Here is a 25,478-nt window from a genome sequence, read left to right as displayed (position 1 = left end):
GACCACCGCGTCGATCACGGAAGCTGCCACGGGCCGCTTCCCTCGCCGAAGTTCAATGGGAGAGTCTACCGCACGGCCTGGAGGCCTGCGACCGCCTCGTCCACGATCTCGTCGACGGTGGCGTCGACGTCGACGATGAACCCCGGTTCGTCGGCGTCCAGCTCCTCGAGCAGGGCGAACTGGGAGTCGAGCAGCGACGGCGGCATGAAGTGCCCGCTCCGGCCCTCCATGCGGCGGCCGAGCACCTCGCGCGAGCCGTGCAGCAGCACGAACCGGACACCTGGCGCCTCCGCGAGGATCGCCTCGCGGTAGACGCGGCGGAGTGCCGAGCAGGCCATCACGAGTCCGGTGTCCTCGGCGTCGGCGAGCGCCTTGCCCACGAGGGCCAACCACGGCCACCGGTCCGGGTCCTCGAGCGGTGTCCCGGCTGCCATCTTGCGGACGTTCTCGAGCGGGTGCAGCGCGTCGGCGTCGACGAACGGCACACCGAGCCGGTCGGCGATCAGGACGCCCGTCGTGCTCTTCCCGGACCCGGACACGCCCATGACGACGACGAGCGGTGCATTCACACGGAACCCCCTGCGGTCTCCGGTCGGTGACCGGTGGCCGGCTCGTCCGACCAGGACAGCACGATACCCGACGGTCGTCTGAGCCCCCCGAGTGGCCACGGACCACACCGTCCTCCGGGGTCATTGAGAGGTGCGCGAACACCTCCCTTTGCTACGGTTGCAGCACGGGCCATGCCCGGATCGACGAGGGCGTCACTGCTGTCACACCGCCGCCGGATCGACTCCTGGGCACTCGGAACGCCTCCCGCATCACCCACTCTGAAGGAGAACCACATGGTGAACACTGCCGAAGCGCACGCCAACATCGGCGTCGTCGGTCTGGCCGTCATGGGCAGCAACCTCGCTCGCAACCTGGCGAGCCGCGAGGGCAACACGGTCGCCGTGTACAACCGCTCCCCCGAACGCACCGAGCTGCTCGTCTCCGAGCACCCCGAGGCCGGCTTCGTCGCGTCCAAGACCATCGAGGAGTTCGCCGCTTCGCTGTCGAAGCCGCGGACGGCGATCATCATGGTGCAGGCGGGCAAGGGCACCGACGCCGTCATCCAGCAGCTCACCGAGGTCTTCGAGCCGGGCGACATCATCGTCGACGGCGGCAACGCCCTCTTCACCGACACCATTCGTCGCGAGCACGCGGTGCGCGAGACGGGCATCAACTTCGTCGGCGCGGGCATCTCCGGTGGCGAGGAGGGCGCCCTGAAGGGTCCGTCGATCATGCCCGGCGGCTCCGCCGAGGCGTGGGAGACCCTGGGCCCGATCCTCAAGTCGATCGCCGCGGTCGCCGAGGGCGAGCCGTGCGTGACCCACGTCGGCACCGACGGCGCCGGTCACTTCGTGAAGATGATCCACAACGGCATCGAGTACGCCGACATGCAGCTCATCGCCGAGGCCTACGACCTCATCCGCCGCGGCACGGGCAAGTCGCCCGCCGAGATCGCGGAGATCTTCGCCGAGTGGAACCGCGGCACCCTCGAGAGCTACCTCATCGAGATCACCGCCGAGGTCCTCAAGCAGGTGGATGCGAAGACCGGGCAGCCGCTCATCGACGTCATCCTCGACCAGGCCGGTGCCAAGGGCACTGGTGCCTGGACCGTGCAGACGGCCCTCGACCTCGGCATCCCGGTGTCCGGTATCGCCGAGGCCGTGTTCGCCCGCTCGCTCTCGTCGAAGCCCGCTCAGCGCGCCGCGGCCCGCGAGCTCGCCGGCCCCTCCGAGGAGTGGACGGTCGCCGACCCCGACCAGTTCGTCGAGGATGTGCGCCAGGCGCTCTACGCCTCGAAGATCATCGCCTACTCGCAGGGCTTCGACGAGATCGTCGCCGGTGCCGATCAGTACGGCTGGGACATCAAGAAGGGCGAGATCGCGAAGATCTGGCGCGGTGGCTGCATCATCCGTGCGCAGTTCCTCAACCGCATCACGGAGGCCTACGAGGAGAACCCCGAGCTCGTCGCCCTCGTGACGGCACCGTACTTCAGCGACGCCGTCGCCGAGGCGCAGGACAGCTGGCGTCGCGTGGTCGTCGCGGCCGCCCAGGCCGGGATCCCCTCCCCCGCGTTCTCCTCGTCGCTGTCGTACTACGACGGCCTCCGCGCCGAGCGTCTGCCCGCAGCGCTCGTGCAGGGTCAGCGCGACTTCTTCGGCGCGCACACCTACAAGCGCGTCGACCTCGACGGCACCTTCCACACGCTGTGGTCTGGCGACCGTAGCGAGGTCGAGCAGGAGGGCTCGAGCCACTAGCTCGCAGCCATCGAACACCCGGAACGCCCGGTCCTCGTTGGACCGGGCGTTCTCCGTTGTTTCTGCCCTCCGGCGCTACGCGAAACGCCCGGTCCGTGACGGACCGGGCGTTTCGCCTTACTCAGGCGCTTCGACGTTACGCAGCGCCGTCGAACATGCTCGTCACGGAGCCGTCGTCGAACACCTCGTGGATCGCGCGGGCGATGAGCGGCGCGATCGAGAGGACGGTGAGCTTGTCGAAGCGCTTCGCTTCGTCGACCGGCAGGGTGTCGGTGACGACGACGGAGTCGATCGCCTCGCTCTGCAGGAGCTCGACCGCGGGGTCGGAGAACACGGCGTGCGTGGCGGCGACGACGACGCCGATCGCGCCGGCGTTCTTGAGCGCCTCGGCCGCCTTGACGATCGTGCGGCCGGTGTCGATGAGGTCGTCGACGAGGAGGCAGACACGCCCCTCGACCTGTCCGACGATCTCGTGGACGCTGACCTGGTTCGGCACCAGCGGGTCGCGGCGCTTGTGGATGATCGCGAGGGGCGCGCCGAGCTTGTCGCTCCAGATGTCGGCGACGCGGACCCGGCCCATGTCCGGTGAGACGACGGTCAGCGTCGACGGGTCGAGCTTCGCGCGGAAGTGCTCGAGGAGGACCGGCATCGCGAAGAGGTGGTCGACCGGGCCGTCGAAGAATCCCTGGATCTGCGCTGCGTGGAGGTCGACCGACATGATGCGGTCGGCACCGGCGGCCTTGAAGAGGTCGGCGACGAGGCGGGCCGAGATCGGCTCGCGGCCGCGGCCCTTCTTGTCCTGCCGGGCGTAGGGGTAGAACGGGGCGACGACGGTGATGCGCTTCGCGCTCGCCCGCTTCGCTGCATCGACCATGATGAGCTGCTCCATGAGCCACTCGTTGATCGGAGCAGTGTGGGACTGGATGACGAAGACGTCGGTCCCGCGGATGCTCTCGTCGTACCGTGCGTAGATCTCGCCGTTGGCGAAGGTCCTGGCATCGGTGGGCAGGAGCTCGGAATCGAGTTCTGCGGCGATCGCCTCGGCGAGTTCCGGGTGGGCTCGTCCGGAGACGAGGACCAGCTGCTTCTTGTTGTCCGCCGTGATGCCTGACACAGACCCTGCCTTCTGCCGGAATCCTCCGGCCTCACTCACGAGTCGACGTTACCAGCCGCAGCCGAGTCGCCCGACACGGGATCCACGGCCGGAGGCGCGGTCGCCGCGGCTGCAGCCGAAGCCGCCGCGGTCCCCGGGCGCTTCTGCTCGACCCAGCCCTCCACGTTCCGCTGCTGTGCGACCGTCAGGGCGAGCGCTCCGGCGGGGACGTCCTTGCGGATGACCGAACCGGCGCCCGAGTAGGCGCCGTCACCGACGCTGACCGGAGCGACGAGCGTGTTGTGCGCGCCGGTGCGGACATGGGACCCGATGGTCGTGCGGTGCTTGTGCACGCCGTCGTAGTTCGAGGTGATGGTGCCCGCGCCGACGTTCGACTCGACGCCGATCTCGGTGTCGCCGATGTAGCTGAGGTGCGGGACCTTGCTCCCCTCGCCGATCTGCGCGTTCTTCGTCTCAACGAAGGTGCCGATCTTGCCGCGCTCGCCGAGCACCGTGCCGGGGCGCAGGTAGGCGAAGGGCCCGACCTCGGCACCCGCGCCGATGACCGACAGGGTCGCGTCCGTCCGGCGCACCCGAGCACCCGCACCGACCTCGGTGTCGACGAGCGTCGTGTCCGGACCGATCGTGGCACCGGACTCGACGACCGTCGCTCCGAGGATCTGCGTGCCCGGCAGCAGGGTGACGTCGGCGTGCAGGCGCGCCTTGATGTCGATCCACGTCGTGGCCGGGTCCTGGACGGTCACGCCGGCGAGCTGCCAGGCGCGCACGAGGAGCGCGTTGAGTTTCGCCGCAGCGGCACTCAGCTGGGCGCGGTCGTTGATGCCCTCGACGAGCCAGGAGTCGCTCACAGGGAGTGCCGAGACCTCGGATCCCGCGCGGCGGAGCAGGCCGATGACGTCCGTCAAGTACTTCTCGCCCTGCGCGTTGTCCGTCGTGACCTCGGCCAGCGCGTCGCGGAGTTGGCCCACCCCGAAGAGGTAGACACCGGCGTTGATCTCGTTCACGGCGCGCTCGGCGTCGGTCGCGTCCTTCTGCTCGACGATGTAGTCGAGTGCCCCGGCCTCGGTGCGGATGATCCGCCCGTAACCCGTCGCGTCGTCCGGCACGGCCGACAGGATCGTCGCGGCGACGTCGTGGTTGCGGTGGCGTTCGATGAGCGTGGTGAGCGTCGCGGCGTTCAGCAACGGAACGTCGCCGTTCACGACGAGGACGTCGCCGTCGAAGTCGTCGGGGAGCGCGACGAGCGCCTGCTCGACCGCGCGGCCGGTGCCGGGGACCTCGTCCTGATCGACGATGGTCGCGCCGGGCAGTTCGGCCTCGATGGCCTCGACGAGCCGGTCGCGCTCATGGCGGACGACGGCGATGACGTGCGCGGCGTCGAGCGAGCGCGCCGTCGCGAGCACGTGCCCGACGATCGGGACGCCACCGAGCGGATGCAGGAGTTTCGGCGTCACCGACTTCATGCGGGTTCCCTGGCCAGCAGCCAGGATGATGATGGCCAGACGGTCGTCGGTCACGTGTGCTCCCCCTCGGTCCGGGCGCTCGCCCGGTCGGTGATCGGTCGCTCCGCCACCAGGATTCGAACCTGGACCGAACAGCTCCAAAGGCTGCCGTGCTGCCGTTACACTATGGCGGACCACCACCCGGAGGCCGGGCAGCGTGGTCAATTCTGCCAGACGGATCCTGTGCTGCCGACTCGGATCCGATGCGACATGAGCGTTGCCTCGATAATGGTGGGATGCCAGCTAGCACCGATGAGGTCGACCGCATCGTCGACGCGTGGAACCGCGAGCGCCCGGACCTCGACTTCTCGCCACTCCAGGTCCTCTCCCGCGTCGCCCGGCTGTCCCGTCACCTCGACCGCGCGCGTCGTGCGGCGTTCACCCGGTCGAACCTCGAGCCCTGGGAGTTCGACGTCCTCGCCGCCCTCCGGCGTGCCGGTTCCCCGTACCGGTTGAGCCCGAAGTCGCTCCTGCTGCAGACGCTCGTCTCGAGCGGGACGATGACGAACCGCATCGACCGGCTCGTCGAGCGCGGACTCGTCGAGCGGCAGGGCGACCCCAACGACGGCCGGGGCATCCTCGTCCAGATGACGAACGCCGGCCTCAACACCGTCGACGCCGCCATCACCCGCCTGGTCGACGCGGAGGCGGACCTCCTCGGCGGCCTCAGCGGAGCCGAGCAGACCCGGCTGACGGTGTTGCTGCGGAAGCTCAGCCTCGACTTCGACTAGCCCTTCGACAGGCTCAGGGACCGGCGGGGACCGCCCGTCGACAGGCTCAGGGACCGATCAGCGACGGAGGACCTTCCGTGCCAGCCAGTTGCCGAAGAACTGGATGAGCTGCACGAGCAGGATGATGATGATCACGGCGGCCCAGGTGACGACCGGCTCGAACTGCCGGAAGCCGTACTGGATCGCGAAGGCGCCGAGCCCACCACCGCCGATGAAGCCGGCGACCGCCGACATGTCGACGATGACGACGAACACGAAGGTGTAGCCGAGGATCAGCGGCCCGAGCGCCTCCGGGAGGACGATGCTCAGAAGCGTCCGGAGCCGGCTCGCGCCAGCGGCCCGTGAGGCCTCGATGACACCGGGCGACACCGTCAGGAGGTTCTGCTCGACGATCCGGCTGATGCCGAAGGTCGCGGCCAGGGAGATGATGAAGATGAACGCGTTCGCGCCGATCCCGGTGCCGATCACGAGCCGTGAGAGCGGCTGTGCGGCGGCCAGGAAGATGATGAACGGGATCGGACGGAAGATGTTGACGATCACGTTGAGCACGCCGTAGAGCACCGGGTGCGAGTAGAGGTTGCCGGGTCGGGTCACGTACAGACCGGTGCCGACGACGAGGCCGGCGATGCCTCCGAAGAGGAGACTGAAGGAGACGAGGTACAGCGTCTCGACGGTCGCGTCGCCGAGCTTCGGCAGGAGGTCGATCAGGGCGTCCATGTCAGCGCACCTCCGTCACGGTGGCCTGTGATCCGATGGCGGTCAACGCTCCGTCGATCGTGGCGTCGTCGCCGCGGAGGGCGAGCGTCAGGTGCCCGAACGCGCGCCCCTGGATGTCGTTGATGCCGCCGTAGACGAGCTCGAAGTCGACACCGGCCTGCGCGAGCGTGAGGAAGACGCCGGCCTGGGACGCGTCGCCGTCGCGGAAGGACAGGGTGACGATGCGTCCGACGTGGCGTTCCCGGAGCACGGCGAGTTCGGCCGGCGACGGAACGCCCTTGATGACCGTCGAGACGAAGCGCTTCGACGCCGCGTGCTGCGGGTCGGAGAAGACCTCGAAGACGTCACCCTGCTCGATGACCTTGCCGCGCTCCATGACGGCGACCTTGGTCGCGAGCGACTGGATCACCTCCATCTCGTGGGTGATCACGACGATCGTGACGCCGAGGTCGCGGTTCACCTGCTTGAGCAGGGCCAGCACCTCCTGCGTCGTCTCGGGGTCGAGCGCGCTCGTCGCCTCATCGGCGAGCAGGATCCGGGGCGAGGTAGCGAGCGCCCGGGCGATGCCCACACGCTGCTTCTGCCCACCGGAGAGTTGGTCGGGGTAGTTGTCCGCCTTGTCGGCGAGACCCACGAACTTCAGGAGCTCGTCCACCCGCGTGCGCACCTCGGAGCGTGAGCGTCCGGCGACCTCGAGCGGATAGGCGATGTTCTTGCGGACCGACTTCGAGTTGAAGAGGTTGAACTGCTGGAAGATCATCCCGATGCCGAGCCGAAGCTGCCGCAGCCCGCTCTCCGAGAGCGTCGTCACCTCGGTCCCGTCGACGACGATGCTGCCGGACGTCGCCGGCTCGAGCGCGTTGATGAGCCGCACGAGCGTGGACTTCCCGGCTCCCGAGTAGCCGATGATGCCGAAGACGTCACCGGCCTCGATGTCGAGGTCGACGCCGTCGATCGCTGCGATCGGTGGGGCGCCCTTCTGCGGAGACGGGTAGCGCTTCGCGACGTCTCGGAGGCTGACGAGTGGCATGCGGGTGTCCTCGGGGTGGGGGCGGTCAGCAGGCGGGGGAACGACGATGCGTTCCTGCGGGGGCGGGTGACAGCCTCCCACAGGAACGCATCGGACGGCGGATCAGCCCTTGGCCTTGATGTCCTTCTGGACGGTCTCCAGCGACTGCACGAGGTCCTTGACCGGCGTCTTCAGGGGCACGGCCGTGCCACCGGAGTTCTCCACGACGCCGTCGACGACGGACTTCGTGTCCTGGTAGATCTTCACGAGCTTCGCGTAGGTCTCGTTGTCGGCGTCAGCGGCCTTCGCGGCGAAGATGTTGACATACGGCAAGGCGTTCGGGTCGGACGGGTCGTCCTCGGCGATCGCGTCGGACGCCTTGAGGCCGGAGTCGTTGATGAAGTCGTTGTTGATGATCGCACCGGTGACGTCGGGCAGCGACGTCGGGGTGAGCGAGGCCTCGAGCGAGGTCACGGTGACCTTGGACTTGTCGGCGATGATGTCGTCGGGCGTCGAGAAGATGTTTCCGCCGTCCTTGAGCTCGAGGAGCCCTGCCGACTGCAGCACGAGGAGCGCACGAGCCTGGTTGCTCTCGTCGTTCGGGATGGCGATCGTGTCGCCCTTCTTGATGTCCTTCACGCTGTCGACCTTGGTCGAGTACAGACCGAGCGGGTAGATCGCGGTCGAACCGACGGGCGTCAGGTCTTCACCGGAGGCCTCGTTGTACTGGGCGAGGTAGACGATGTGCTGGAACTGGTTGAGGTCGATCTCGCCCTCGGTGAGCGCGGGGTTCGGCTGCGTGTACTCGCCGAAGTCGACGATGTCGACGAAGATGCCCTCCTTCTCGGCGGCCTCCTTGTAGGTCTCCCAGTAGGGGTCGCTCGCGCCGACGACGCCGATCTTGACGGGGTTCGCCTCGGTGCCCTTGTCCTCGGCCGCTGCGCCTGAACCGCCGGCGCATCCGGCGAGGAGCGCGATGGCGGGGATGATGGCCAGTCCGGCCAGAAGCTTCTTCGAGAAGGTCATTGCTGTGATTCCTCTTTCGGGTGGTGCGCGCCGGTGGACGCTGATTCGACGGTACGTCGGCCTACCAGGGATGACGAACCGGTGCGTAACACTTCGGAACAGAGCGACGGACGTCGTCCATCGCTGTCGACGACGGCGGTTACTCGACGAGCTCGGAGAGCTCCAGCCAGCGCACTTCGAGGTCGGCGATCTCGCCGTACATGGCCTGGACCTTGGCGCCGAGCGCGGTGATCCCGGCGAAGTCGTTCTGGTCGTGGACCGCGACCTTCTCGTGCGCCTGCTCGATCTGGCCGTTGAGCTTGTGCAGCTTGCGGTCGATCGCCTTGATCTCCTGCTGGGCGTTCCGCAGCTCAGCGCCACTCAGCTTCGGCGTCTTCTTCGTCGGACCGCCACCCGACGCTGTCGGGCGGTCGTGCTCCTGCGAGCGGCTGCCCGCGGTCCCGGCGTTGAGCTTCAAGTACTGGTCGATGCCGCCGGGGAGGTGACGGAAGTGACCGTCCATGATCGCGTACTGCTGGTCGGTCACGCGCTCGAGGAAGTACCGGTCGTGCGAGACGACGAGCAGGGTGCCGGGCCACGAGTCGAGGAGGTCCTCCATGGCCGCGAGCATGTCGGTGTCGAGGTCGTTGGTGGGCTCGTCGAGGACGAGGACGTTCGGCTCGTCGAGCAGGATGAGCAGCAGCTGCAGACGCCGACGCTGGCCACCGGAGAGGTCCTTCACCGGGGTCGACAGCTGGGCGCTCGTGAAGCCGAGGCGTTCGAGCAGCTGACCGGGGGTCATCTCCTTGCCGCCCGCGACGTAGCTCGTGCGCTTCCGTCCGATGACGTCGCTCACGCGGTCCTGCTCGTACTCGGCGAGCTCGTCGAGCTGCTGCGTCAGCGTGGCGACCTGCACGGTCTTGCCGCGCTTGACACGCCCCTCGGTGGCCTCGACCTCGCCGGTGACGAGTCCGAGGAGCGTCGACTTGCCGGCGCCGTTGACGCCGAGGATGCCGGTGCGCTCACCCGGGGCGATGCGCCATTCGACGTCCTTGATGATCGTTCGGTCGCCGTAGGACACGGTGACGTCGAGGATGTCGACGACGTCCTTCCCGAGCCGCGCGGTCGCCATGCCGGCCAGCTCCACCGCGTTCCGGACCGGGGGTTCGTCTGCGATGAGCGCGTTGGCCGCTTCGATGCGGAACTTGGGCTTGGCCGTCCGCGCAGGGGCGCCGCGGCGCAACCACGCGAGCTCCTTCTTCATGAGGTTCTGACGCTTCGCCTCGGACACGGCGGCCGAGCGGTCGCGCTCGACGCGCTGGAGCACGTACGCCGCGTACCCGCCCTCGAAGGGCTCGACGATGCGATCGTGCACCTCCCAGGTGGCGGTGCAGATCGCGTCGAGGAACCACCGGTCGTGGGTCACGACGAGCAGGCCGCCCGAGTTCCTGGACCACCGACGGTTCAGGTGTTCGGCGAGCCAGGTGATGCCCTCGACGTCGAGGTGGTTGGTCGGTTCGTCGAGGAACAGGATGTCGTGGTCGCCGACGAGGAGCGCCGCGAGCGCCACCCGACGACGCTGACCACCGCTGAGATCGGCGACGAGGGCGTCCCAGGCGATGTCGGAGGCGAGGCCGGAGATGACGTCGCGGACCTTCGGGTCGCCCGCCCACTCGTGCTCGTCGAACCCGCCGACGATGGTCTGGCCGACGGTCTTGTCGTGGTCCAGCGTGTCGGACTGGTCGAGCACGCCGACCGTGACGCCGTTGCGCACGGTGACCCGGCCGGAGTCGGGCTCCTTGCGGCCCGCGAGGAGACCGAGGAGCGTGGACTTGCCGTCGCCGTTGCGGCCGACGATGCCGATGCGGTCGCCCTCGTTCACCCCGATCGTGATGCCGTCGAAGACGACTTTGGTCGGGTACTCGAGGTGGAGCGCTTCAGCGCCGAGAAGGTGTGCCATATCCGGTCTACGATACCGGCTCCGGCGACGCGCGGCCTCCGTGCACCCTAGGCTGCACAGGTGGCTCTGTTCTCCCGTTCCCGCCGGCTCCCGCTCGACCAACGCGACGCGCGGCTCACCCTGCTCGACAAGCGCATGCAGCGCTACGAACTCTCCGTCGACGACATCCCGCAGTCGGTCGTGTCGCTCGCCGACCCACGCTCGCTCGAGTACCCCTACATCCGGCACATCGCCCGCGTGATCGACGCCGAGGGCCCGGCCGGCGAGCCGCTCTTCACCGTGCATCTCGGTGCCGGAGCGCTGACGCTCCCCCGCTACGTGCAGGCGACCCGACCGGGCTCCCCGCAGCTCGTCGTCGAGTTCGAGCCGGAACTGTACGGCGCGATGCTCGAGGCGCTCCCCCTGCCGGAGGGTTCACGCGTGGAGGTCCGGTTCGGCGACGCCCGAGCCGTGGCGGACGAACCGGTCGACGACATCTCGCCCACCGCCGCTGACGGCACGGTGTGGCGGGACGCCAAGGTGACCGTGGTCGACCTCTGGGATGCGGCGGTGATCCATCGTCGGGTCGCGAGCCTCGAGTTCTACCGTCGGGTCGCAGCGCGGTCCGCCGCCGACGGCGTGATCGCGGTCAACCTGCTCGACGGCAGCCCCTTCGACTACGCCAGGCGTCAGGCGGCGACCCTCCGCACCGTGTTCGCGCACGTGGCCGTCGTCCTCGACTTCGACCCGGTCGACGACGAGGGACCGCTCGGCAACGTCGTCGTCTTCGCGAGCGACGCACCACTCGCGGCCGTGACACACCCGCAGCTGTTCGGCGCACCAGCCCCGGAACAACTGCACGGTGACGCGCTGACGGCCTGGATCGACGGCGCGGCAGTCATGACCGACGCCGACGGCGAGGACTCCCCCGACCCTGACGACCCACGCTGGGACTGACGGGCGCTCTTTGCGCCCTCAGCCGATTGCGCTACGGTGGGCGTAGCGCAATCGGCTGGTTTACCCGGAATCGGCTTCCGCGCGGAGGAGGTTGGTCGGTGCCGGTCTCCCGACGCGTCTCCCGAGCGCAGCAGATGAGCGACCGCATCCTCGACGCAGCCCTCGACCTCATGCGCTCGCGCGGCTCGGTCGCCGTCAACATCGAGGCGGTCGCCGAGACCACCGGTGTCGCCAAGACGACGATCTACCGGCGGTACCGCAACCGCTCCGAGCTGCTCACGGCGGCCGTCGCCCGCGCCATGGAGACCCCGGTCGAGATCCCCGCGGACCTGCCGACGTACGAGACCTTCACCTGGCTGCTCCACGAGGCGCGCACGATGATCGAGGACGTGGTCGGCCGCGGCACGATCGCCTCGATCCTGCTGCAGGACGATCCCGAGTTCTCCACCCTCCTCCGTGACCTCACGCGGAACCGCGCTCGCGCCCTCTCGAACCTCGTCGACGAGCGGATCTCCACGGGAGACCTGAAGCCCGGTCTCGACGGCCGTCTCGTCGCGACGCTCCTGCTCGGCGCCGTCCTCGGGCAGCTCGTCCGCGGTGCCGACATGGACGACGACTGGGCGGACCAGGTCCTCTCCGTGCTCTGGCCGGCACTGGCGGCATGAACCGCCGCAGCACTCGACCGCACGCGGCGGTCGTCTACAACCCGACGCGCGTCCAGCTCGAGCGTCTCCGCCGCCTCGTCGACGACGCAGCGGACGACGCCGGTTGGGGCCCGACGACCTGGATCCCGACCCGCGAGCGGTCCGCCGCCGTCGAACAGGTCGCCGAGGCCCTCGACGGTGGCGCGGCGCTCGTGATCGCGGCGGGCGGTGACGGCACGGTCCGCGAGGTCGCCGGCGCCATGCGTCACACCCGGACAGCGTTCGCCGTGGTCCCCCTCGGCACGGCGAACCTCTTCGCCCGGAACGCCGGCATCCCCATCGACACGGCCGCAGCCGTCCGAGCGGCGTTCACCGGGGAGGAACGCCACATCGACGTGGGGTCGATCGAGTACCGAGCTGTGGACGGCGTGCGGCGGAGCACCCCGTTCCTCGTGATGACGGGCTTCGGGGTGGACGCAGACATGGTCGCCTACGCCGATCCCGTCCTCAAGCGACGCCTCGGCTGGGTCGCCTACGTCGGCCCCATCGTCCGAGGGCTCTTCCGTCGGGACCGGCCGCGGCTGTCCTGGAAGGCGGACGGCGGATCGATGCGCAGCGCGCGGACCCACACGATGTTCGTCGGGAACTGCGGGACCGTCTCGGCTGGACTCGACGTCCTCCCGGACGCACTGATCGACGACGGCGTCCTCGACGTGCTCATGGTGCGCTCGCTCGAGGGATGGGACGGGGTCCGGGTGACCCGCTGGCTGCATCGCGCGAACAACCCCGTCGCCCGGTTGACGAGGTCGAAGCTCGCGCGGCGACGCCCACGGCCAAGCGCCGTCGAGACGGCCGGATCCGCGGGCGGCGCGGTCCGCTACCTCCGGGCGGAGCGGCTGGACGTCACGGTGTCACCACCCGCGGCGTTCCAAGCCGACGGCGACGGCATCGGTCTGGTCGCCGCGGCACGCGTGACCGTCGACGCGGGCGCGCTGCTCGTGCGCCTGCCGGTGACGACCTCGCGTTCCACCCGCCTCGGGTCCTGAGCCGCCCTTCGACCGGCTCCGGGACCCGAGGGCGGGTCAAGGACCGGATGGCTCAGTCGGCGAGGATCTTGCCGGGGTTGAAGTTCGATCCCGGGTCCGCGCTGTCGAAGAGGCCGCGCATGATCGCGACGCCCTCGGTCGAGATGTCCTGCTCCATCCACGGCGCGTGCTCGACACCGACCGCGTGGTGGTGCGACAGGGTCCCGCCGTGGTCGACGAAGGACTGCTGGATGGCCGACTTGACCTGCTCATACTCACCGATCGGGTCGTCGCCCGTGATGAACGCGAAGGTGAAGTACAGGCAGGCACCCGAGTGGTACGAGTGCGAGAGGTGGCACATGATCCAGCCGTGCACGCCGAGCTTGTCGTACGCGGCGTTGGCGGCGTCGTTCGCCGCGTCGTAGACCTCCTGCAGCCGAGACCAGGGTGCGGCCGTCTCCGAGACGTCGGCCGCTGCGCCACGGTCGAGCAGGAAGTCGCGCAGGTAGGGGGTGTCGAACTTCTTCTGGTCGTACAGGGCACCGGGGCCCTTGCCGACACCCATGCCGCCGTGCTTGCGGACGATCGAGCCGACGAGGCCCTTCTCGTAGCGGACGTGCGAGGCGCTGCCCTCGTAACCGATGAAGGACAGGCACAGCTGCTCGAGGTCCCAGCCGCGGGCCGTGAGGACCTTCATGAGGCCCTTCGTGACCTGCGCCGAGACGCCGGTGCTGGCCTTCCGGGTCGCGAGCGAGAAGCCGCTCTCGCGGGCGTTCGACACGCGCGTGACGGACGGGCTGGCGTCGCTCTCGGCGATCTCGTGCATCGCCGCGAGTCCGGCCTCCCAGGTGGGGAAGAAGTAGCCGAGGACCTCGCGGACCGCCGGCGTGCGGTGGACCTGCACCGTGACCTCGGTGATGATGCCGAGGCGGCCCTCGCTGCCGATGATCATCTCGCGGACGCTCGGTCCGGTGGAAGCGCTCGGAACAGGACGGATCGCGACGATCCCGTTCGGCCGGACCATGCGCAGGCCCTTGGTGATGTCGGCGATGTCGCCGTACTTGTCGGACTGCATGCCCGAGGAGCGCGTCGCCACCCAACCGCCGAGGGTCGAGTGCGTGAAGCTGTCGGGGAAGTGGCCCATCGTCCAGCCCTTGGCGCCGAGCTGTTCCTCGATCGACGGTCCCTGCGCACCCGCTTGGATGGTGGCGAGGCCGGAGCCCTCGTCGATCGACAGCACGCGGTCGAGACGGCCGAGGTCGAGGGAGATGATGACCCGCTCCTCCGTCGGCTGCGGGTCGAGCGAGCCGGCGATGTTGGTTCCGCCGCCGAACGGGATGATGACGGCGTCCGCGGCGACGGCCGCCGCGACCACGGAGGCGACCTCGGCCTCATCGGCCGGGTACACGACGAGGTCGGGCGTCCGCGGAAGGTCGTTCGCGCGGATGCGGAGCAGGTCGCGGATGCTCTTGCCGTAGGTGTGGACGACGCGTTCCTCGTCGTCGGCCGTGACGTGGCCCTGGCCGACGAGCAGCGAGAGCTCGGCGATGAACTCCTCGGTCGCGCGCGAGGCCGGGACGGTGAGCTCGTCGAAGCTGAGGTGCGACTGCGCCGGCTTCCGCAGGTCGAGGCCGACGGCCTGTTTCACGAACGGCGCGAAGTCCGGCTTGTTGCTGTGCTCGAAGGCGACACCCTCGACACCCCAGCCCCACCACTTCATGTGCTCCACAGACGTCATCCGGCTTCCTTTCGTGGTGTGTCGATCGACACGTGTGCTCCCGGCTCGACCGAGGCGCGCAGCGCCACGATCTCGGCGACGACGCGGTCCATGAGCTGGACGGGCGTCTCGTTCGGTTGCGGGTGGATCGGGCGCCCGAAGACGACGCTGACGGGCGGGCGTCCGGGGACAGGCCAGTTGCGCCCCTTGGGCATCGCGGCGTGGGTCCCGAGCACGGCGACCGGGAGGCACGGGATGCCCTGGCGGGTCGCGAGGGCCGCCGCGCCGGGCTTGAACCGGCCGAGCTCACCCGTCTTGGATCTGCCGCCCTCGGGGAAGATGAGGATCGGGACGCCGCTCTCGAGGAGATCCCTCGACACACCGGCCCGTTTGCGGTCGCCCGAACGGTCGACCGGGAAGGCGTTGAAGAACAGGGCCGCGAACAGGCGTCGGGCGGGGACGTCGAAGAAGTAGTCCGCCGCGACACCGGCGGCGAGGAACCGCGAGAGTCGCCGTGGCATCGCACCGACGACGAGCGGGGCGTCGAGGTGGGACTGGTGGTTCGCGACGACGATGAACGGACCGTCCACCCCGGTGAGACGCTCGCGGCCCGTCACGCGGACGCGAGTCAACGACCAGACGAGCGGCTTCAGCAGGAGGCGCTGTGCGACGAAGCGCGCGTTCGCGTGCAGGGATGAGGTGAACCGCGGCTCTGCGGTCATCGGTGGGCTCCTGACTGGGCGGCGTTCGCGGCACGACGACTCGACGACATCCGGCCCGAGATCCACCGGATCGAGGAGCGGGGCGCGAACTTGACGAGGGCCATGAGCGATTTGAACCGGAGGCTCGGGATCGACACGACGACGCCACGAGCGGCGTCGCGGAGGGCGTCGGCGACCAGTCGGTCGACGTCGATCCAGAGACCGGACGGGATCGAACGGGTGCTGATGCCGGCGCGGTCGTGGAACTCGGTGCGGACCCAACCCGGGCAGAGCGCCGTGACGTGCACCCCCGTGCCGGCGAGTTCGACCGCGAGCGCCTCCGTGTAGGTCGTGACGAACGCCTTGACCGCCGAATACCCGCCCGTGGTGATGAACCCGGCGGTGCTCGACACGTTGAGGATGGTGCCTCCGCCGCGTTCACGCATGGCACGGGCTGCGGCGCCCGAGAGCACGGCGACGCTGCGGCACATGACCTCGATCGCGTTGTCGAGCTCGCTCGTGTCCGGATCCGTCAGCCTTGCGTGCACCCCGAAGCCGGCGTTGTTGACGACGACGTCGATCGGCGCTGCGGCATCCTCGATGCGGGCGGCGAGTCGTGCGACGTCGGCGCGGTCGGAGAGGTCGGCGGAGATCACCTCGACCGTGCGTCCGGTCGCGCGGAGCCGCTCGGCCGACGCCTCCAGGCGCTGTGCGTCGCGGGCCACGAGCACCAGGTCGAAGCCCCGCCCGGCGAGCGCCGTGGCGAACGCGGCACCGATGCCGGAGGTCCCACCGGTGACGAGAGCTGTAGCCATGTGGATCAGAATACGCTACGCGTTGCGTATCGTTGCAAGCTACAGTGATGAGGTCGGATCGTCACGGAACGGAGACGCCATGGTGAACCGGGAATCGCCGCGCCCAGCAGCACCCGCCGCCCTCGACGACGTCGAGCAGGAGAGCGCCATGCTGCGCCCCGCCCACGGGTTCAGCGTCCGCGACTACGCCACCTCAGCGGTCGGCAGTCGTCGCAAGGAGATCGAGGCGGAGGACTTCTCCTTCACGCCCCTCTCCCCCGAGACGGTCGCACTGCTCCGGGCCCTCTCCGACATCGAGCGCGCGACCATGCAGTACCTCCGCGGCGTCCTGGTGACGCCGACCCACAAGGACGCCAGGGTCACCGCGTTCCTCATCACCTGGGCGTACGAGAAGTACTGGATCACCGACACCATCGACACCGTGCTCAAGGCGAACGGCACGCCGCGGGTCAAGGTCCAGGCGACCGGGCTCCGCCGCACCCTCCGCGGTGTGAGCGACCGGTTCACGCCGATCGGTCAGGCCCTCATCGCGAACGTCCTCGGCGAGGACATCATCGCGTGGCACATGACGATCGGGACGATCGACGACCTCATCACCGCGGCGGCCTATCGGGCCGTCCGCGAGCGCGCCGCGCATCCCGGACTCGACCGCCTCATCGACGAGATCCTGGAGACCAAGGCCCGCCACCTGGAGTTCTTCAGCGCGCAGGCCGGCGACCGGCTCGCCGCGTCGCCCCGCGCGGAGGGCATCACCCGTCGCCGCATCCGCTCCGCCGTCTGGCCGACCGGATCCGATGTGACGGGCACCCGGCAGACCGCACGGTTCGCCGCCCTGGTGTTCCGCAGTACAGCCACCTGGAGCGACCCGGCGGTGATCGGGATCGACGCGGTCATCGACGCGCTCCCCGGTCAGTCGGGCCTCCATCTCGCCGCCAAGCTCGCCCACCGTGGACGCCACGGAAGCACCGAGGAGAACCGATGACCGACGCCACCACCCCCGACGAGGTTCCGCAGCCGGAACCTGTCGCGAGCACCGCACCGGCGATCGCGCCCGGCGCCCTCGACGGGGCACACGTCCTCGTCACGGGCGGCACCGGCTTCCTCGGGCAGGCCGTGCTCGAGCGCCTGCTCGCCGACCACCCCACCACCCGGGTCAGCCTGCTGATCCGCAAGAAGGGGTCCGTCCGCGGGAGCGACCGCTTGCAGACCCTCCTGCGGAAGCCCGTGTTCAAGGCCTGGCGCGAGCGCGTCGGCGCCGAGGCGGCCTCGGCCATCGTCGCCGAGCGGGTGAACGTCATCGAGGGCGGACTCGACGAGATGGCGCTCCCGTCCGACCTCGACGTCGTCATCCACAGTGCCTCGACCGTCTCCTTCGACCCGCCGATCGACGAGGCCTTCGCCACGAACGTCGGCGGCGCCACCACCCTCTACGCGGCGCTCGCGAAGAGCGGCGCGACCCCGCACGTCGTCCACGTGTCCACGGCCTACGTCGGCGGGACCCGCAAGGGCATCCAGCCGGAGCGGAGCCTCGTGCACGACGTGGACTGGCGCGCCGAGGCCGAGGCGGCGCGATCCGCCCGCATCCGCGCCGAGGAGTCCTCCCGTCGTCCCGAGGTGCTCCGGAAGCTCATGCAGACCGCTCGCCGCGACCACGGCAAGGCCGGTCCGCAGGCGGTCTCGACCGCGGCAGAGGCCGCACGGATCGCCTGGGTCGACGCGCGCCTCGTCGCCCACGGTCGCGCCAGGGCGGAGAGCCTCGGCTGGACCGACGTCTACACCTTCACGAAGGCGATGGCGGAACGCGTCGCCGAGGAGCGTTGGGCCGGCACGGGCAACCGACTGTCCTTCGTCCGCCCCTCCATCATCGAGAGCGCCCTCGCACACCCGTTCCCCGGCTGGATCGACGGCTACAAGGTGGCCGATCCGCTGATCATCGCCTACGGTCGCGGCCAGTTGCCCGACTTCCCGGGTCTGCCGGACAGCGTGCTGGACATCATCCCGGTCGACTTCGTCGTGAACGCGATCCTCGCCGCGGCCGAGACGCCGCCCGAGCCTGCCGCGCCGCGCTACTTCCAGGTGAGCTCCGGCGCGAGCAACCCGCTGCCGTTCCACAAGATGTACGCGAACGTGCACAGCTACTTCACGGAGCACCCGATCCCCGCCGACGCCGGCGACATCAGCGTGCCGACCTGGAACTTCCCCGGTGGCCGGGCCATTGAGCGCTCCATCGACCGCCGGCAGAGGGCCACGAGCGCAGCGGGCAGAATCGTGTCGCATCTCCCGGCCAACGCACGGACCCGTGGCTGGCAGGACCGCATCCGGAAGGCGTCGAGCGATCTCGGCTCGCTCCGCGACTTCACGGGGCTCTACCGCTCGTACGTCCAGAGCGAGATCGTGTTCGACGACCGTCGCACCCGCGAGCTCCACGCCTCACTCACCCCGGAGCAGCAGGCGGACCGCGGCTTCGACGTCACGACGATCGACTGGGACGACTACTTCCAGCGGATCCACTTCCCCGCCGTCACCACGCTGACCCGCGCGTTCGCGAACCGCAAGGCCGGCGCGGCGAAGCAGCAGAAGATCCTCCCCGTGCGGGACGACGTCCTCGCGGTGTTCGACCTCGAAGGCACGGTGCTCGCCTGGAACCTCATCGAGCAGTACCTCTGGTTGCGGCTCGCCGCGACCTCGCGCTCGCAGTGGCCCATCGAGATCGCCAAACTCGGCGCGTCGATGCCCGGGTACATCGGTGCCGAGCTCCGCGACCGCGGCGAGTTCATCCGCACGTTCATGCGCCGCTACGAGGGCGTCGACGTCGCCCAGCTCGAGCAGCTCGTCCGAGGCGGGTTCGGCAAGGCGGTCCGCTCGCGACTACTCCCCCAGGCGCTCGAACAGATCGCCGCGCACCGCGCCGCCGGTCACCGGACGATCCTCGTGACGGGCACCATCGACCTCATGGCCGCTCCCCTCGCACCGTTCTTCGACGAGGTCGTCGCCGGCGCGATGCACGCCGAGCACGGCCGCCTCACGGGATACCTCGACAGCCCTCCGCTCGTCGACGAGGCCCGCGGCGCCTGGCTCACCCAGTACGCCGAGCAGCACGGGATGGACCTCGCCCACTCCTACGGGTACGGCGACTCGCACGCCGACGCGGCCTGGCTGCAGTTGGTCGGCAACCCCGTCGCTGTGAACCCCGACCACACCCTCTACCAGCTGGCACAGGCCGGCCGATGGACGGTGCGAGAATGGGCCCGAACCACCGGGGGCGTCCGCTCCGAAGACGAACTGACCCGCGCACCGCGCCCCGCACAGCCGAGAGGAGAGCGGACGGCCGAGGACACGATCCCCGACCGCCCCAACGCACATGGCGTTTGACATCGACAAGTTCACCGAGACGAGCGTCTCGGTGAACTGGAGCGACCTCGACTTCGACGAGTTCAAGACGAACCCGCTCCCCGCTTCCACCCTCCGCAGCCTGCGGTACATGTGCGACATCGAGTACCACACGGTCTGCTACCTCCGGGACATGCTCATGACGCCGTCCCACGAGGACGACGAGGTCGGCGCCTTCATGACGATGTGGAACCGCGAGGAGTTCTGGCACGGCGAGGCACTCGCCGCCGTCCTGGCGGCCCACGACATCACCGTCGACTTCGACGAGCTCAAGGCGACGCGCCTGAAGCTCGGCTGGAAGGACCGTCTCGACCCCATCAAGCAGTCGATCCTCGGCAACCTCGTCGGCACCGATTTCATCGCCGTGCACATGAGCTGGGGTGCGGCCAACGAGTGGTCCGCCACGGCCGCGTACACCCGCCTCGCCCAGTTGGAGCGGCACCCCGTCCTCTCGGTGCTGCTCAAGCGCATCGCGAAGCAGGAGACCCGCCACGTGGCGTTCTACGCGAGCCAGGCCAAGGCCCGCCTCGAGTCGTCGAAGAGCGCCCGCCGACTCACCCGGTTCCTGCTGCGCAAGGTCTGGGGTCCGGTGGGCTCCGGCGTCATGCCCGACTCCGAGGTCACCCACGTCATGGGTCACCTGTTCGGCGACGAGGACGGCCTGGCGGAGGTGCGCCGGATCGACGGCCACATCGCCAAGCTGCCCGGCATGGAGGGGCTCACGATCATCGAGAACTCCCTCCGCGTGCGAGGCGTCGCGGCCTGACGTCGCACAGTCCTGTAGCCGAACTCACGCGGCGACGCCCTGGCGTTGCAACCAGCTTTCGAGCACGGTGAGGTTCCAGAGGACGTTCTGGTTCGTCGGCGTCATCGTGGCGTTCGGACGGGTGAGCATCCGGTCGACCACGCCGCCACGCAACAGGCCGCGGCGACGGGCCTCCGGTGACGAGAGCACCTCTCGCACGTACGCGAGGACGGGGCCGTCGAGTTGTCGGAGCGCGGGAACCGGGAAGTACCCCTTTCGGCGATCGACGACCTCCCTGGGCAGGATCTTCCGTCCGAGCGACTTCAAGACGCCCTTGCCGCCGTCCGACGCCTTGAGCTCAGGCGGGCAGGTCGCCGCGAGTTCGACGAGGTCCTGATCGAGGAACGGCACCCGTGCCTCGACGCCCCAGGCCATGCACATGCTGTCGATCCGCTTCACGGGGTCGTCCGGCATCAGGACGTGGGTGTCGAACCGCAGCACCGCGTCGAGCGCGGTCTCGGCATCCGGCCGGCCGAGTTCCCGCTCGACGACCAAACGGCTGACGTCCTGGTCAAGGGTGTGGTCCGGAACGATCAACGATCGCAGCTGATCGTGACGGAGGTCCGCGAAGTTCCCCAGGAACGACGGTGCCGCTTCGGCGAGCGGTCTCCCGACCGCGGGCTGATGATAGGCGTACCCGGCGAAGACCTCATCGGCTCCCTGCCCCGACTGCACGACCTTCACCTGCTCCGACACGCTGCGAGCGAGGAGGAAGAACGCCGGCACGTCGTGGGTGCTCATCGGTTCCGGCATCTCATCGACGGCGCGCGGAAGGATCGCGGCGAGTTCCCCCGGATCGATCCGGATCTGCTCGTGCGTCGTGCCGTAGGCGCGGGCGACCGCGTCGGAGTACACGAACTCGTCGCCCCGTTGATCCGCGGTGCCGGAGAATCCGATGCTGAACGTCTGCGTGCGATCGTGACCAAGTTCGGCGAGCAACGCGACCAGCAGGCTGGAGTCCAGCCCGCCGGACAGGAGGACACCGACCGGGACGTCGGCGACGAGCCGACGTCGCACCGCCGTCCGGAGCGCATCGTGCACCCGCTCCTCCCACTCCGCAGCGGAGAGTCCGGCGTCCTCCGGTCGACGTCCGTAGTGCGGACTCCAGTAGACGCGGTCTCGGGACCGGCCGTCCTCCTCGACGACGCGGACGGTCGCCGGTGGGAGCTTCCGTACCCCGCGGAGGATCGTGCGTGGCGCCGGCACGATCGAGTGCCAGCTGAGGTAGTGATGGAGCGCGACGTCGTCGATGTCGGTGTCGACATCACCACCCGCGAGGAGCGCTGGGAGGCTCGAAGCGAAGCGGAGGCGGTCGGGTTGTTCGGACAGGTAGAGCGGTTTGACACCGAGTCGGTCTCTGGCGAGGATGACCCGACGTGATCGCTGGTCGCTGATCGCGATGGCGAACATCCCGACGAGGTGGTCGACGAAGTCCTCGCCCCAACGCTGATAGGCCTTCAACACCACCTCGGTGTCGCTCGCCGAATCGAACCGGTAGTGCGGTTCCAGCTCGCGCCTGAGCTCTCGATGGTTGTAGATGCAGCCGTTGAACACGACCGCGAGCCCGGCCGCCCCGTCGACCATCGGTTGGGCTCCAGCCGAGGTGAGGTCGATGATGCTCAGGCGTCGGTGACCGAACGCCACGCGTCCGTCGGTCCAGATCCCTGCGCCGTCCGGTCCCCGCTTCGCGAGGGCGTCCGTCATCCGTCTCACCGCGTCCAGCCGGGGACGCCCACGGCCGAACACGATCTCACCGCTGATCCCGCACATCGGGTCCTCCGTATCGTCGTCTGCTCCACCATCGCGTCCTGGGATGGACCGCGTTCGACGCTGGACTTCTCCCGGCTCCCGGGATATACGCTCACATACCTGCTGGATCCGAGGATTGCAAGAGCCGATCGCGTGCCCCCGCGCGGCCGGAGACTCGCAGCATGAGATCCATCGGTGTTGAAGAAGAACTGCTCCTCGTGGACGACCGGACCGGACGACCGCTCGCAGTGGCGCGACAGGCCCTTCGATCGCTCGCCCCCCAGGACGCTGTGGCCGTGACGGGTGAGATCCAGCAGGAGATGGTGGAGGCGGTCAGCCGGCCACATCGGACGCTCGAGCGGCTCCATGAGGACGTCGCAGCCGGTCGGGCGCGGGCGGATGCAGCGGCGCAGGCAGCCGGTGCGCGCGCTGTGGCGCTTGCCACCTCTCCGGTGGCTGCGACCCCGCACGCAGCCGACAGCGCTCGGTACCGGACCATCATGGACCGGTTCGGCATCACGGGCCGCGAAAGCCTCACCTGCGGGTTCCACATCCACGTGTCGATCACCCCGCAGGAGGAGGGCGTCGCGATCCTCGACCGCATCCGGGTCTGGCTGCCCGTCGTCCTGGCCCTGACCGCCAATTCACCGTTCTGGCAGGGTGAGGACACGGGTTACCAGAGCTACCGGTCGCAGGCGTGGGGGCGCTGGCCCTGCGCCGGCCCGACCGATCTCTTCGGTTCGGTCGACGCCTACCAGCGATACGAGCAGTGTCTGCTCGACACGGGCGGCCCGGTCGATTCGGGCATGCTCTACTTCGACGCCCGATTGTCTCGTTCCTGGCCGACCGTCGAGGTCCGCGTGGCCGACGTCTGCCTCGATCGGGACGACGCGGTGACGGTCGCGGGACTCGTCCGAGGACTGGTCGACACGGCGGCCGACGACTGGCGCGCTGGATCGGAGCCGCTGCCGGTGCCGACGGCGGCACTCCGCATCGCTTCCTGGCGGGCGGGCCGATCGGGTGTGAGCGGTCACCTCGTCGACCCGGGCACGGGAAAGCCGCGTGCCGCAGAAGAGGTCGTCCGGGCGCTCCTCGCGGCGGTGGGTCCCGCACTCGCCCGAAACGGTGACCAGGCGGTGGTGGGCTACGGGGTCGAGCGCATCCTCGAGCGCGGGACCGGCGCGGCGCGCCAACGCGCTGCACGGGCCGCCGGCGGCAGGATGACGGATGTGGTCCTGGACGCCGTGCAGGCCACGCACGACCGAGGAGCCACCGGCTCGCAGCGGGCGGGGTTGAATCTCAGCGCTGCGAGATGATGCGGGCGCCGTGCACCGGACCGTGTGCACGGATGGTCTTCAGCCCGGACGAGGCGAGCGTGACCTGCAGTTCCAGCGCGTCGTCGGTGTCCGCAGCGAGGAAGGCGATCGTGGGGCCGGAGCCCGAGACCAGGCTGCCGAGCGCACCCTGCGAATCGCCGAACTCGAGGACCTCGCCGAGCACGGGCCGCAGCTGCAACGCGGCGGCTTGCAGGTCGTTGTAGAGGACGTCGCCGAGCAGGTGGGCGTCGCCGGCCCGAAGCGCCTGGAGCACCGCCGCGTCGACGGTCGGCTGGCGACCGGACGGCGAGATGTCGAGGATGTGGCGCGCACGGTGCGCGTCCAGCTCCTGGTAGACCAGCGGCGTCGACATCCCGAAGTCGGCGAGCGCGAGCACCCACTCGAACTGCCCCTTCGCGAGCGCGCTGCTCAGCTGGTCGCCTCGGCCGGTGCCGACGGCCGTGCCGCCGAGCATCGCGAACGGCACGTCCGCGCCGAGACGGGCGGCCAGCGCCAGGAGCTCGTCGCGGCTGCGCTCGGTGCCCCAGAGGGCGTCACAGGCGAGCAGGGTGGCTGCGGCGTCCGCCGAGCCACCGCCCATCCCGCCGGCGACCGGGACGTGCTTCTCGATCTCGAGGCGCACGCCGCCACGGAACCCGGTCCGCCTCGCGAGCGCCTTCGCGGCGCGGATGGCCAGGTTGCTCGTGTCGGTCGGCACCCCGGAGACGTCGACGGACCCCGAGAACGACACGCTGAAGTCGTCGGCCGGGTACGCGTGCACGTCCTCGTACAAGGAGATCGCCTGGTAGGCGGTCGCGACGTCGTGGTAGCCGTCGTCCATCACGTCGCCGACTTTCAGGAAGACGTTGATCTTCCCCGGAGCGCGCACGTGCACGTGCTTGAGGATGGCCTCGGTGGTCATTGTTCCAAGTTAGTCGATCCGGGAACCGCCCCGGACCGCCCTACTTGTCCGAGGAGTCCGCCCAGATGTTGACGTCCGCGCCCTCGGCGAGCCGGTCGATCTCCTCGAGCTCCTCGGTCGTGAACGCCGGGCCGTCGAGCGCGGCGAGGTTCTCGTCGAGCTGCTCCGGCCGGGAGGCGCCGATGAGCGCGGAGGTGATCGCCGGGTTGTTGAGCACCCAGGCCAGGGACATCTGCGCGAGCGTCTGGCCACGCTCGGTCGCGATGTCGTTCAAGGACCGCAACCGCGTCGCCATCTCCTCGCTGACCTGGCGGTCCGGCAGTGACGGGCGGTTCGTCGCGCGCTCTGCAGGACCCTCCCCGAGGTACTTGTCGGTGAGGAGGCCCTGGGCGAGCGGCACGAAGGCGATCGCGCCGAGGCCGGTCTCGGTGAGCACCTCGGTGAGCCCGTCCTCCACCCAGCGGTTCAGGATCGAGTACGAGGGCTGGTGGATCACGAGGGGTGTCCCGAGCTCACGGGCGGCGGCGTGGGCGGCCGCGGTCCGTTCGGCCGAGTAGGACGAGATGCCGACGTACAGCGCCTTCCCCGAGCGCACGATCGCGTCGAGCGCACCGACCGTCTCCTCGATGGGCGTCACCTCATCGACCCGGTGCGAGTAGAAGATGTCGACGTAGTCGAGCCCCATGCGCTCGAGCGACTCGTCGAGGCTCGCGGTCAGGTACTTCTTCGAACCGAAGTTGCCGTACGGGCCTGGCCAGAAGTCGTAGCCGGCCTTCGAGGAGATGATGAGCTCGTTGCGGTACGGGCCGAAGTCCTCACGCATCATGCGACCGAAGTTCGTCTCCGCCGAACCATAGGGCGGCCCGTAGTTGTTCGCGAGGTCGAAGTGGGTGATCCCGTGGTCGAACGCGTGCCGGAGGAGGGCACGCTGTCCGTCGAAGGGCCGGTTGTCGCCGAAGTTGTACCAGAGGCCGAGCGAGATCGGCGGCAGGAAGAGCCCGGAGGTGCCCACCTGGCGGTAGTCGTTCCGCGCGTAGCGGTCGTCGGCCGCGGCGTACGGGCGGTGGATGTCGGGGACGTTCAGGGGGAAACGAGCATCAGCGGTCATGCGCCAACG

22 protein-coding genes and 1 tRNA gene are annotated in these 25,478 nt (G+C 69.4%); 9 read left to right on the top strand and 14 right to left on the bottom strand.

The features are described 5' to 3' along the window. Positions 1 to 65: 65 nt before the first annotated feature. The gene (locus tag ITJ57_RS07505; RefSeq protein ID WP_235522562.1) at positions 66 to 569 is read right to left on the bottom strand and encodes a gluconokinase; all 504 of its coding nucleotides are present in this window, start codon (positions 567 to 569) and stop codon (positions 66 to 68) included. Positions 570 to 842: 273 nt separating this feature from the next. Between ITJ57_RS07505 and gndA the strand changes: the two genes are divergently transcribed. Continuing rightward, a complete protein-coding gene (gndA, locus tag ITJ57_RS07500) occupies positions 843 to 2,303 on the top strand; it encodes an NADP-dependent phosphogluconate dehydrogenase (protein ID WP_194669496.1) in 1,461 nt (486 codons plus the stop codon). A gap of 136 nt (positions 2,304 to 2,439) precedes the next feature. Here gndA and ITJ57_RS07495 read toward each other — a convergent pair whose 3' ends face one another. From ITJ57_RS07495 to ITJ57_RS07485, 3 genes are all read right to left on the bottom strand, one after another. After that, positions 2,440 to 3,417 carry a ribose-phosphate diphosphokinase gene (locus ITJ57_RS07495; protein ID WP_056007484.1) on the bottom strand — a complete coding sequence of 326 codons (978 nt, stop codon included), beginning with the start codon at positions 3,415 to 3,417 and terminating at the stop codon, positions 2,440 to 2,442. Positions 3,418 to 3,452: 35 nt separating this feature from the next. After that, positions 3,453 to 4,934 (bottom strand): bifunctional UDP-N-acetylglucosamine diphosphorylase/glucosamine-1-phosphate N-acetyltransferase GlmU, encoded by a 1,482-nt coding sequence (gene glmU, locus ITJ57_RS07490; RefSeq protein WP_194669495.1) that lies wholly within the window; start codon positions 4,932 to 4,934, stop codon positions 3,453 to 3,455. 47 nt (positions 4,935 to 4,981) lie between these two features. Beyond that, a tRNA-Gln gene (locus ITJ57_RS07485) sits at positions 4,982 to 5,053 on the bottom strand. 102 nt (positions 5,054 to 5,155) lie between these two features. Between ITJ57_RS07485 and ITJ57_RS07480 the strand changes: the two genes are divergently transcribed. After that, positions 5,156 to 5,650, top strand: a complete 495-nt coding sequence (locus tag ITJ57_RS07480) for a MarR family winged helix-turn-helix transcriptional regulator (RefSeq protein ID WP_194669494.1) — start codon at positions 5,156 to 5,158, stop codon at positions 5,648 to 5,650. A 57-nt stretch (positions 5,651 to 5,707) separates the two neighbouring features. On the opposite strand, the gene ITJ57_RS07475 is transcribed toward ITJ57_RS07480, so the two are convergent. The 4 genes from ITJ57_RS07475 to ITJ57_RS07460 all read right to left on the bottom strand — a co-directional run bounded on the left by ITJ57_RS07475 (position 5,708) and on the right by ITJ57_RS07460 (position 10,341). After that, positions 5,708 to 6,367, bottom strand: a complete 660-nt coding sequence (locus ITJ57_RS07475) for a methionine ABC transporter permease (protein WP_056007493.1) — start codon at positions 6,365 to 6,367, stop codon at positions 5,708 to 5,710. 1 nt (position 6,368) lies between these two features. Then, the gene (locus ITJ57_RS07470; protein WP_194669493.1) at positions 6,369 to 7,397 is read right to left on the bottom strand and encodes a methionine ABC transporter ATP-binding protein; all 1,029 of its coding nucleotides are present in this window, start codon (positions 7,395 to 7,397) and stop codon (positions 6,369 to 6,371) included. A 102-nt stretch (positions 7,398 to 7,499) separates the two neighbouring features. After that, the gene (locus ITJ57_RS07465) at positions 7,500 to 8,402 is read right to left on the bottom strand and encodes a MetQ/NlpA family ABC transporter substrate-binding protein (RefSeq protein WP_194669492.1); all 903 of its coding nucleotides are present in this window, start codon (positions 8,400 to 8,402) and stop codon (positions 7,500 to 7,502) included. A gap of 139 nt (positions 8,403 to 8,541) precedes the next feature. Further along, positions 8,542 to 10,341 (bottom strand): ABC-F family ATP-binding cassette domain-containing protein, encoded by a 1,800-nt coding sequence (locus ITJ57_RS07460; protein ID WP_194669491.1) that lies wholly within the window; start codon positions 10,339 to 10,341, stop codon positions 8,542 to 8,544. Positions 10,342 to 10,401: 60 nt separating this feature from the next. Here ITJ57_RS07460 and ITJ57_RS07455 point away from each other — a divergent pair, with 60 nt between their 5' ends. From ITJ57_RS07455 to ITJ57_RS07445, 3 genes are all read left to right on the top strand, one after another. Beyond that, positions 10,402 to 11,277 (top strand): fused MFS/spermidine synthase, encoded by an 876-nt coding sequence (locus ITJ57_RS07455; protein WP_194669490.1) that lies wholly within the window; start codon positions 10,402 to 10,404, stop codon positions 11,275 to 11,277. Positions 11,278 to 11,375: 98 nt separating this feature from the next. Further along, a complete protein-coding gene (locus tag ITJ57_RS07450) occupies positions 11,376 to 11,942 on the top strand; it encodes a TetR/AcrR family transcriptional regulator (protein WP_194669489.1) in 567 nt (188 codons plus the stop codon). Then, entirely contained in the window at positions 11,939 to 12,967 is a 1,029-nt protein-coding gene (locus ITJ57_RS07445; protein WP_194669488.1) for a diacylglycerol kinase family protein, read from the top strand. The genes ITJ57_RS07450 and ITJ57_RS07445 overlap by 4 nt, the downstream gene beginning before the upstream one ends. Positions 12,968 to 13,019: 52 nt before the next feature. Here ITJ57_RS07445 and ITJ57_RS07440 read toward each other — a convergent pair whose 3' ends face one another. Genes ITJ57_RS07440 through ITJ57_RS07430 form a run of 3 tightly spaced genes read right to left on the bottom strand, consistent with a single transcriptional unit; the run spans position 13,020 to position 16,179 of the window. Beyond that, on the bottom strand, positions 13,020 to 14,684 hold the full coding sequence (locus ITJ57_RS07440) for an FAD-binding oxidoreductase (RefSeq protein ID WP_194669487.1): 1,665 nt from the start codon (positions 14,682 to 14,684) through the stop codon (positions 13,020 to 13,022). Next, the gene (locus ITJ57_RS07435) at positions 14,681 to 15,385 is read right to left on the bottom strand and encodes a 1-acyl-sn-glycerol-3-phosphate acyltransferase (protein ID WP_194669486.1); all 705 of its coding nucleotides are present in this window, start codon (positions 15,383 to 15,385) and stop codon (positions 14,681 to 14,683) included. Before ITJ57_RS07435 ends, ITJ57_RS07440 begins: the two co-directional genes overlap by 4 nt. Beyond that, entirely contained in the window at positions 15,382 to 16,179 is a 798-nt protein-coding gene (locus ITJ57_RS07430) for an SDR family oxidoreductase (RefSeq protein WP_194669485.1), read from the bottom strand. The genes ITJ57_RS07435 and ITJ57_RS07430 overlap by 4 nt, the downstream gene beginning before the upstream one ends. Before the next feature lie 79 nt (positions 16,180 to 16,258). Between ITJ57_RS07430 and ITJ57_RS07425 the strand changes: the two genes are divergently transcribed. From ITJ57_RS07425 to ITJ57_RS07415, 3 genes are read left to right on the top strand one after another with little or no spacing between them, the layout of a single operon-like run. After that, positions 16,259 to 17,161, top strand: coding sequence for a hypothetical protein (locus ITJ57_RS07425; protein WP_194669484.1), 903 nt, complete (start codon positions 16,259 to 16,261; stop codon positions 17,159 to 17,161). Beyond that, positions 17,158 to 19,551, top strand: a complete 2,394-nt coding sequence (locus ITJ57_RS07420; protein ID WP_194669483.1) for an SDR family oxidoreductase — start codon at positions 17,158 to 17,160, stop codon at positions 19,549 to 19,551. The genes ITJ57_RS07425 and ITJ57_RS07420 overlap by 4 nt, the downstream gene beginning before the upstream one ends. After that, positions 19,541 to 20,335, top strand: a complete 795-nt coding sequence (locus ITJ57_RS07415; protein WP_079705450.1) for a hypothetical protein — start codon at positions 19,541 to 19,543, stop codon at positions 20,333 to 20,335. The genes ITJ57_RS07420 and ITJ57_RS07415 overlap by 11 nt, the downstream gene beginning before the upstream one ends. Positions 20,336 to 20,359: 24 nt before the next feature. On the opposite strand, the gene ITJ57_RS07410 is transcribed toward ITJ57_RS07415, so the two are convergent. Beyond that, complete coding sequence (locus tag ITJ57_RS07410) at positions 20,360 to 22,144, bottom strand: N-acetylglutaminylglutamine amidotransferase (protein ID WP_194669482.1); 1,785 nt, start codon at positions 22,142 to 22,144, stop codon at positions 20,360 to 20,362. A gap of 161 nt (positions 22,145 to 22,305) precedes the next feature. Here ITJ57_RS07410 and ITJ57_RS07405 point away from each other — a divergent pair, with 161 nt between their 5' ends. Then, complete coding sequence (locus tag ITJ57_RS07405) at positions 22,306 to 23,439, top strand: glutamate--cysteine ligase (protein WP_194669481.1); 1,134 nt, start codon at positions 22,306 to 22,308, stop codon at positions 23,437 to 23,439. On the opposite strand, the gene ITJ57_RS07400 is transcribed toward ITJ57_RS07405, so the two are convergent. Both ITJ57_RS07400 and mgrA read right to left on the bottom strand, forming a co-directional pair. Next, positions 23,423 to 24,361 (bottom strand): 4-(cytidine 5'-diphospho)-2-C-methyl-D-erythritol kinase, encoded by a 939-nt coding sequence (locus ITJ57_RS07400; RefSeq protein ID WP_194669480.1) that lies wholly within the window; start codon positions 24,359 to 24,361, stop codon positions 23,423 to 23,425. The genes ITJ57_RS07405 and ITJ57_RS07400 overlap by 17 nt on opposite strands. 40 nt (positions 24,362 to 24,401) lie before the next feature. Continuing rightward, a complete protein-coding gene (gene mgrA, locus ITJ57_RS07395; RefSeq protein WP_194669479.1) occupies positions 24,402 to 25,469 on the bottom strand; it encodes an L-glyceraldehyde 3-phosphate reductase in 1,068 nt (355 codons plus the stop codon). Positions 25,470 to 25,478 lie beyond the last annotated feature (9 nt).

The sequence above is a fragment of the Plantibacter sp. VKM Ac-2880 genome, from assembly GCF_015351235.1.
Classification (GTDB): Bacteria; Actinomycetota; Actinomycetes; order Actinomycetales; family Microbacteriaceae; genus Plantibacter.
Note: the sequence above shows the minus strand (reverse complement) of the source record. Positions and strands in the feature narration are given on the sequence as shown.

Bases quoted from the DNA above. Each gene is read 5' to 3' on its own strand.
- ITJ57_RS07475 (WP_056007493.1), bottom strand. From the start codon at position 6,367: ATGGACGCCCTGATCGACCTCCTGCCGAAGCTCGGCGACGCGACCGTC.
- ITJ57_RS07480 (WP_194669494.1), top strand. From the start codon at position 5,156: ATGCCAGCTAGCACCGATGAGGTCGACCGCATCGTCGACGCGTGGAAC.
- ITJ57_RS07405 (WP_194669481.1), top strand. From the start codon at position 22,306: ATGAGATCCATCGGTGTTGAAGAAGAACTGCTCCTCGTGGACGACCGG.
- mgrA (WP_194669479.1), bottom strand. From the start codon at position 25,469: ATGACCGCTGATGCTCGTTTCCCCCTGAACGTCCCCGACATCCACCGC.
- ITJ57_RS07465 (WP_194669492.1), bottom strand. From the start codon at position 8,402: ATGACCTTCTCGAAGAAGCTTCTGGCCGGACTGGCCATCATCCCCGCC.
- ITJ57_RS07470 (WP_194669493.1), bottom strand. From the start codon at position 7,397: ATGCCACTCGTCAGCCTCCGAGACGTCGCGAAGCGCTACCCGTCTCCG.
- ITJ57_RS07440 (WP_194669487.1), bottom strand. From the start codon at position 14,684: ATGACGTCTGTGGAGCACATGAAGTGGTGGGGCTGGGGTGTCGAGGGT.
- ITJ57_RS07425 (WP_194669484.1), top strand. From the start codon at position 16,259: ATGGTGAACCGGGAATCGCCGCGCCCAGCAGCACCCGCCGCCCTCGAC.
- ITJ57_RS07435 (WP_194669486.1), bottom strand. From the start codon at position 15,385: ATGACCGCAGAGCCGCGGTTCACCTCATCCCTGCACGCGAACGCGCGC.
- ITJ57_RS07415 (WP_079705450.1), top strand. From the start codon at position 19,541: ATGGCGTTTGACATCGACAAGTTCACCGAGACGAGCGTCTCGGTGAAC.
- ITJ57_RS07460 (WP_194669491.1), bottom strand. From the start codon at position 10,341: ATGGCACACCTTCTCGGCGCTGAAGCGCTCCACCTCGAGTACCCGACC.
- ITJ57_RS07400 (WP_194669480.1), bottom strand. From the start codon at position 24,361: ATGACCACCGAGGCCATCCTCAAGCACGTGCACGTGCGCGCTCCGGGG.
- ITJ57_RS07430 (WP_194669485.1), bottom strand. From the start codon at position 16,179: ATGGCTACAGCTCTCGTCACCGGTGGGACCTCCGGCATCGGTGCCGCG.
- ITJ57_RS07445 (WP_194669488.1), top strand. From the start codon at position 11,939: ATGAACCGCCGCAGCACTCGACCGCACGCGGCGGTCGTCTACAACCCG.
- ITJ57_RS07420 (WP_194669483.1), top strand. From the start codon at position 17,158: ATGACCGACGCCACCACCCCCGACGAGGTTCCGCAGCCGGAACCTGTC.
- ITJ57_RS07410 (WP_194669482.1), bottom strand. From the start codon at position 22,144: ATGTGCGGGATCAGCGGTGAGATCGTGTTCGGCCGTGGGCGTCCCCGG.
- gndA (WP_194669496.1), top strand. From the start codon at position 843: ATGGTGAACACTGCCGAAGCGCACGCCAACATCGGCGTCGTCGGTCTG.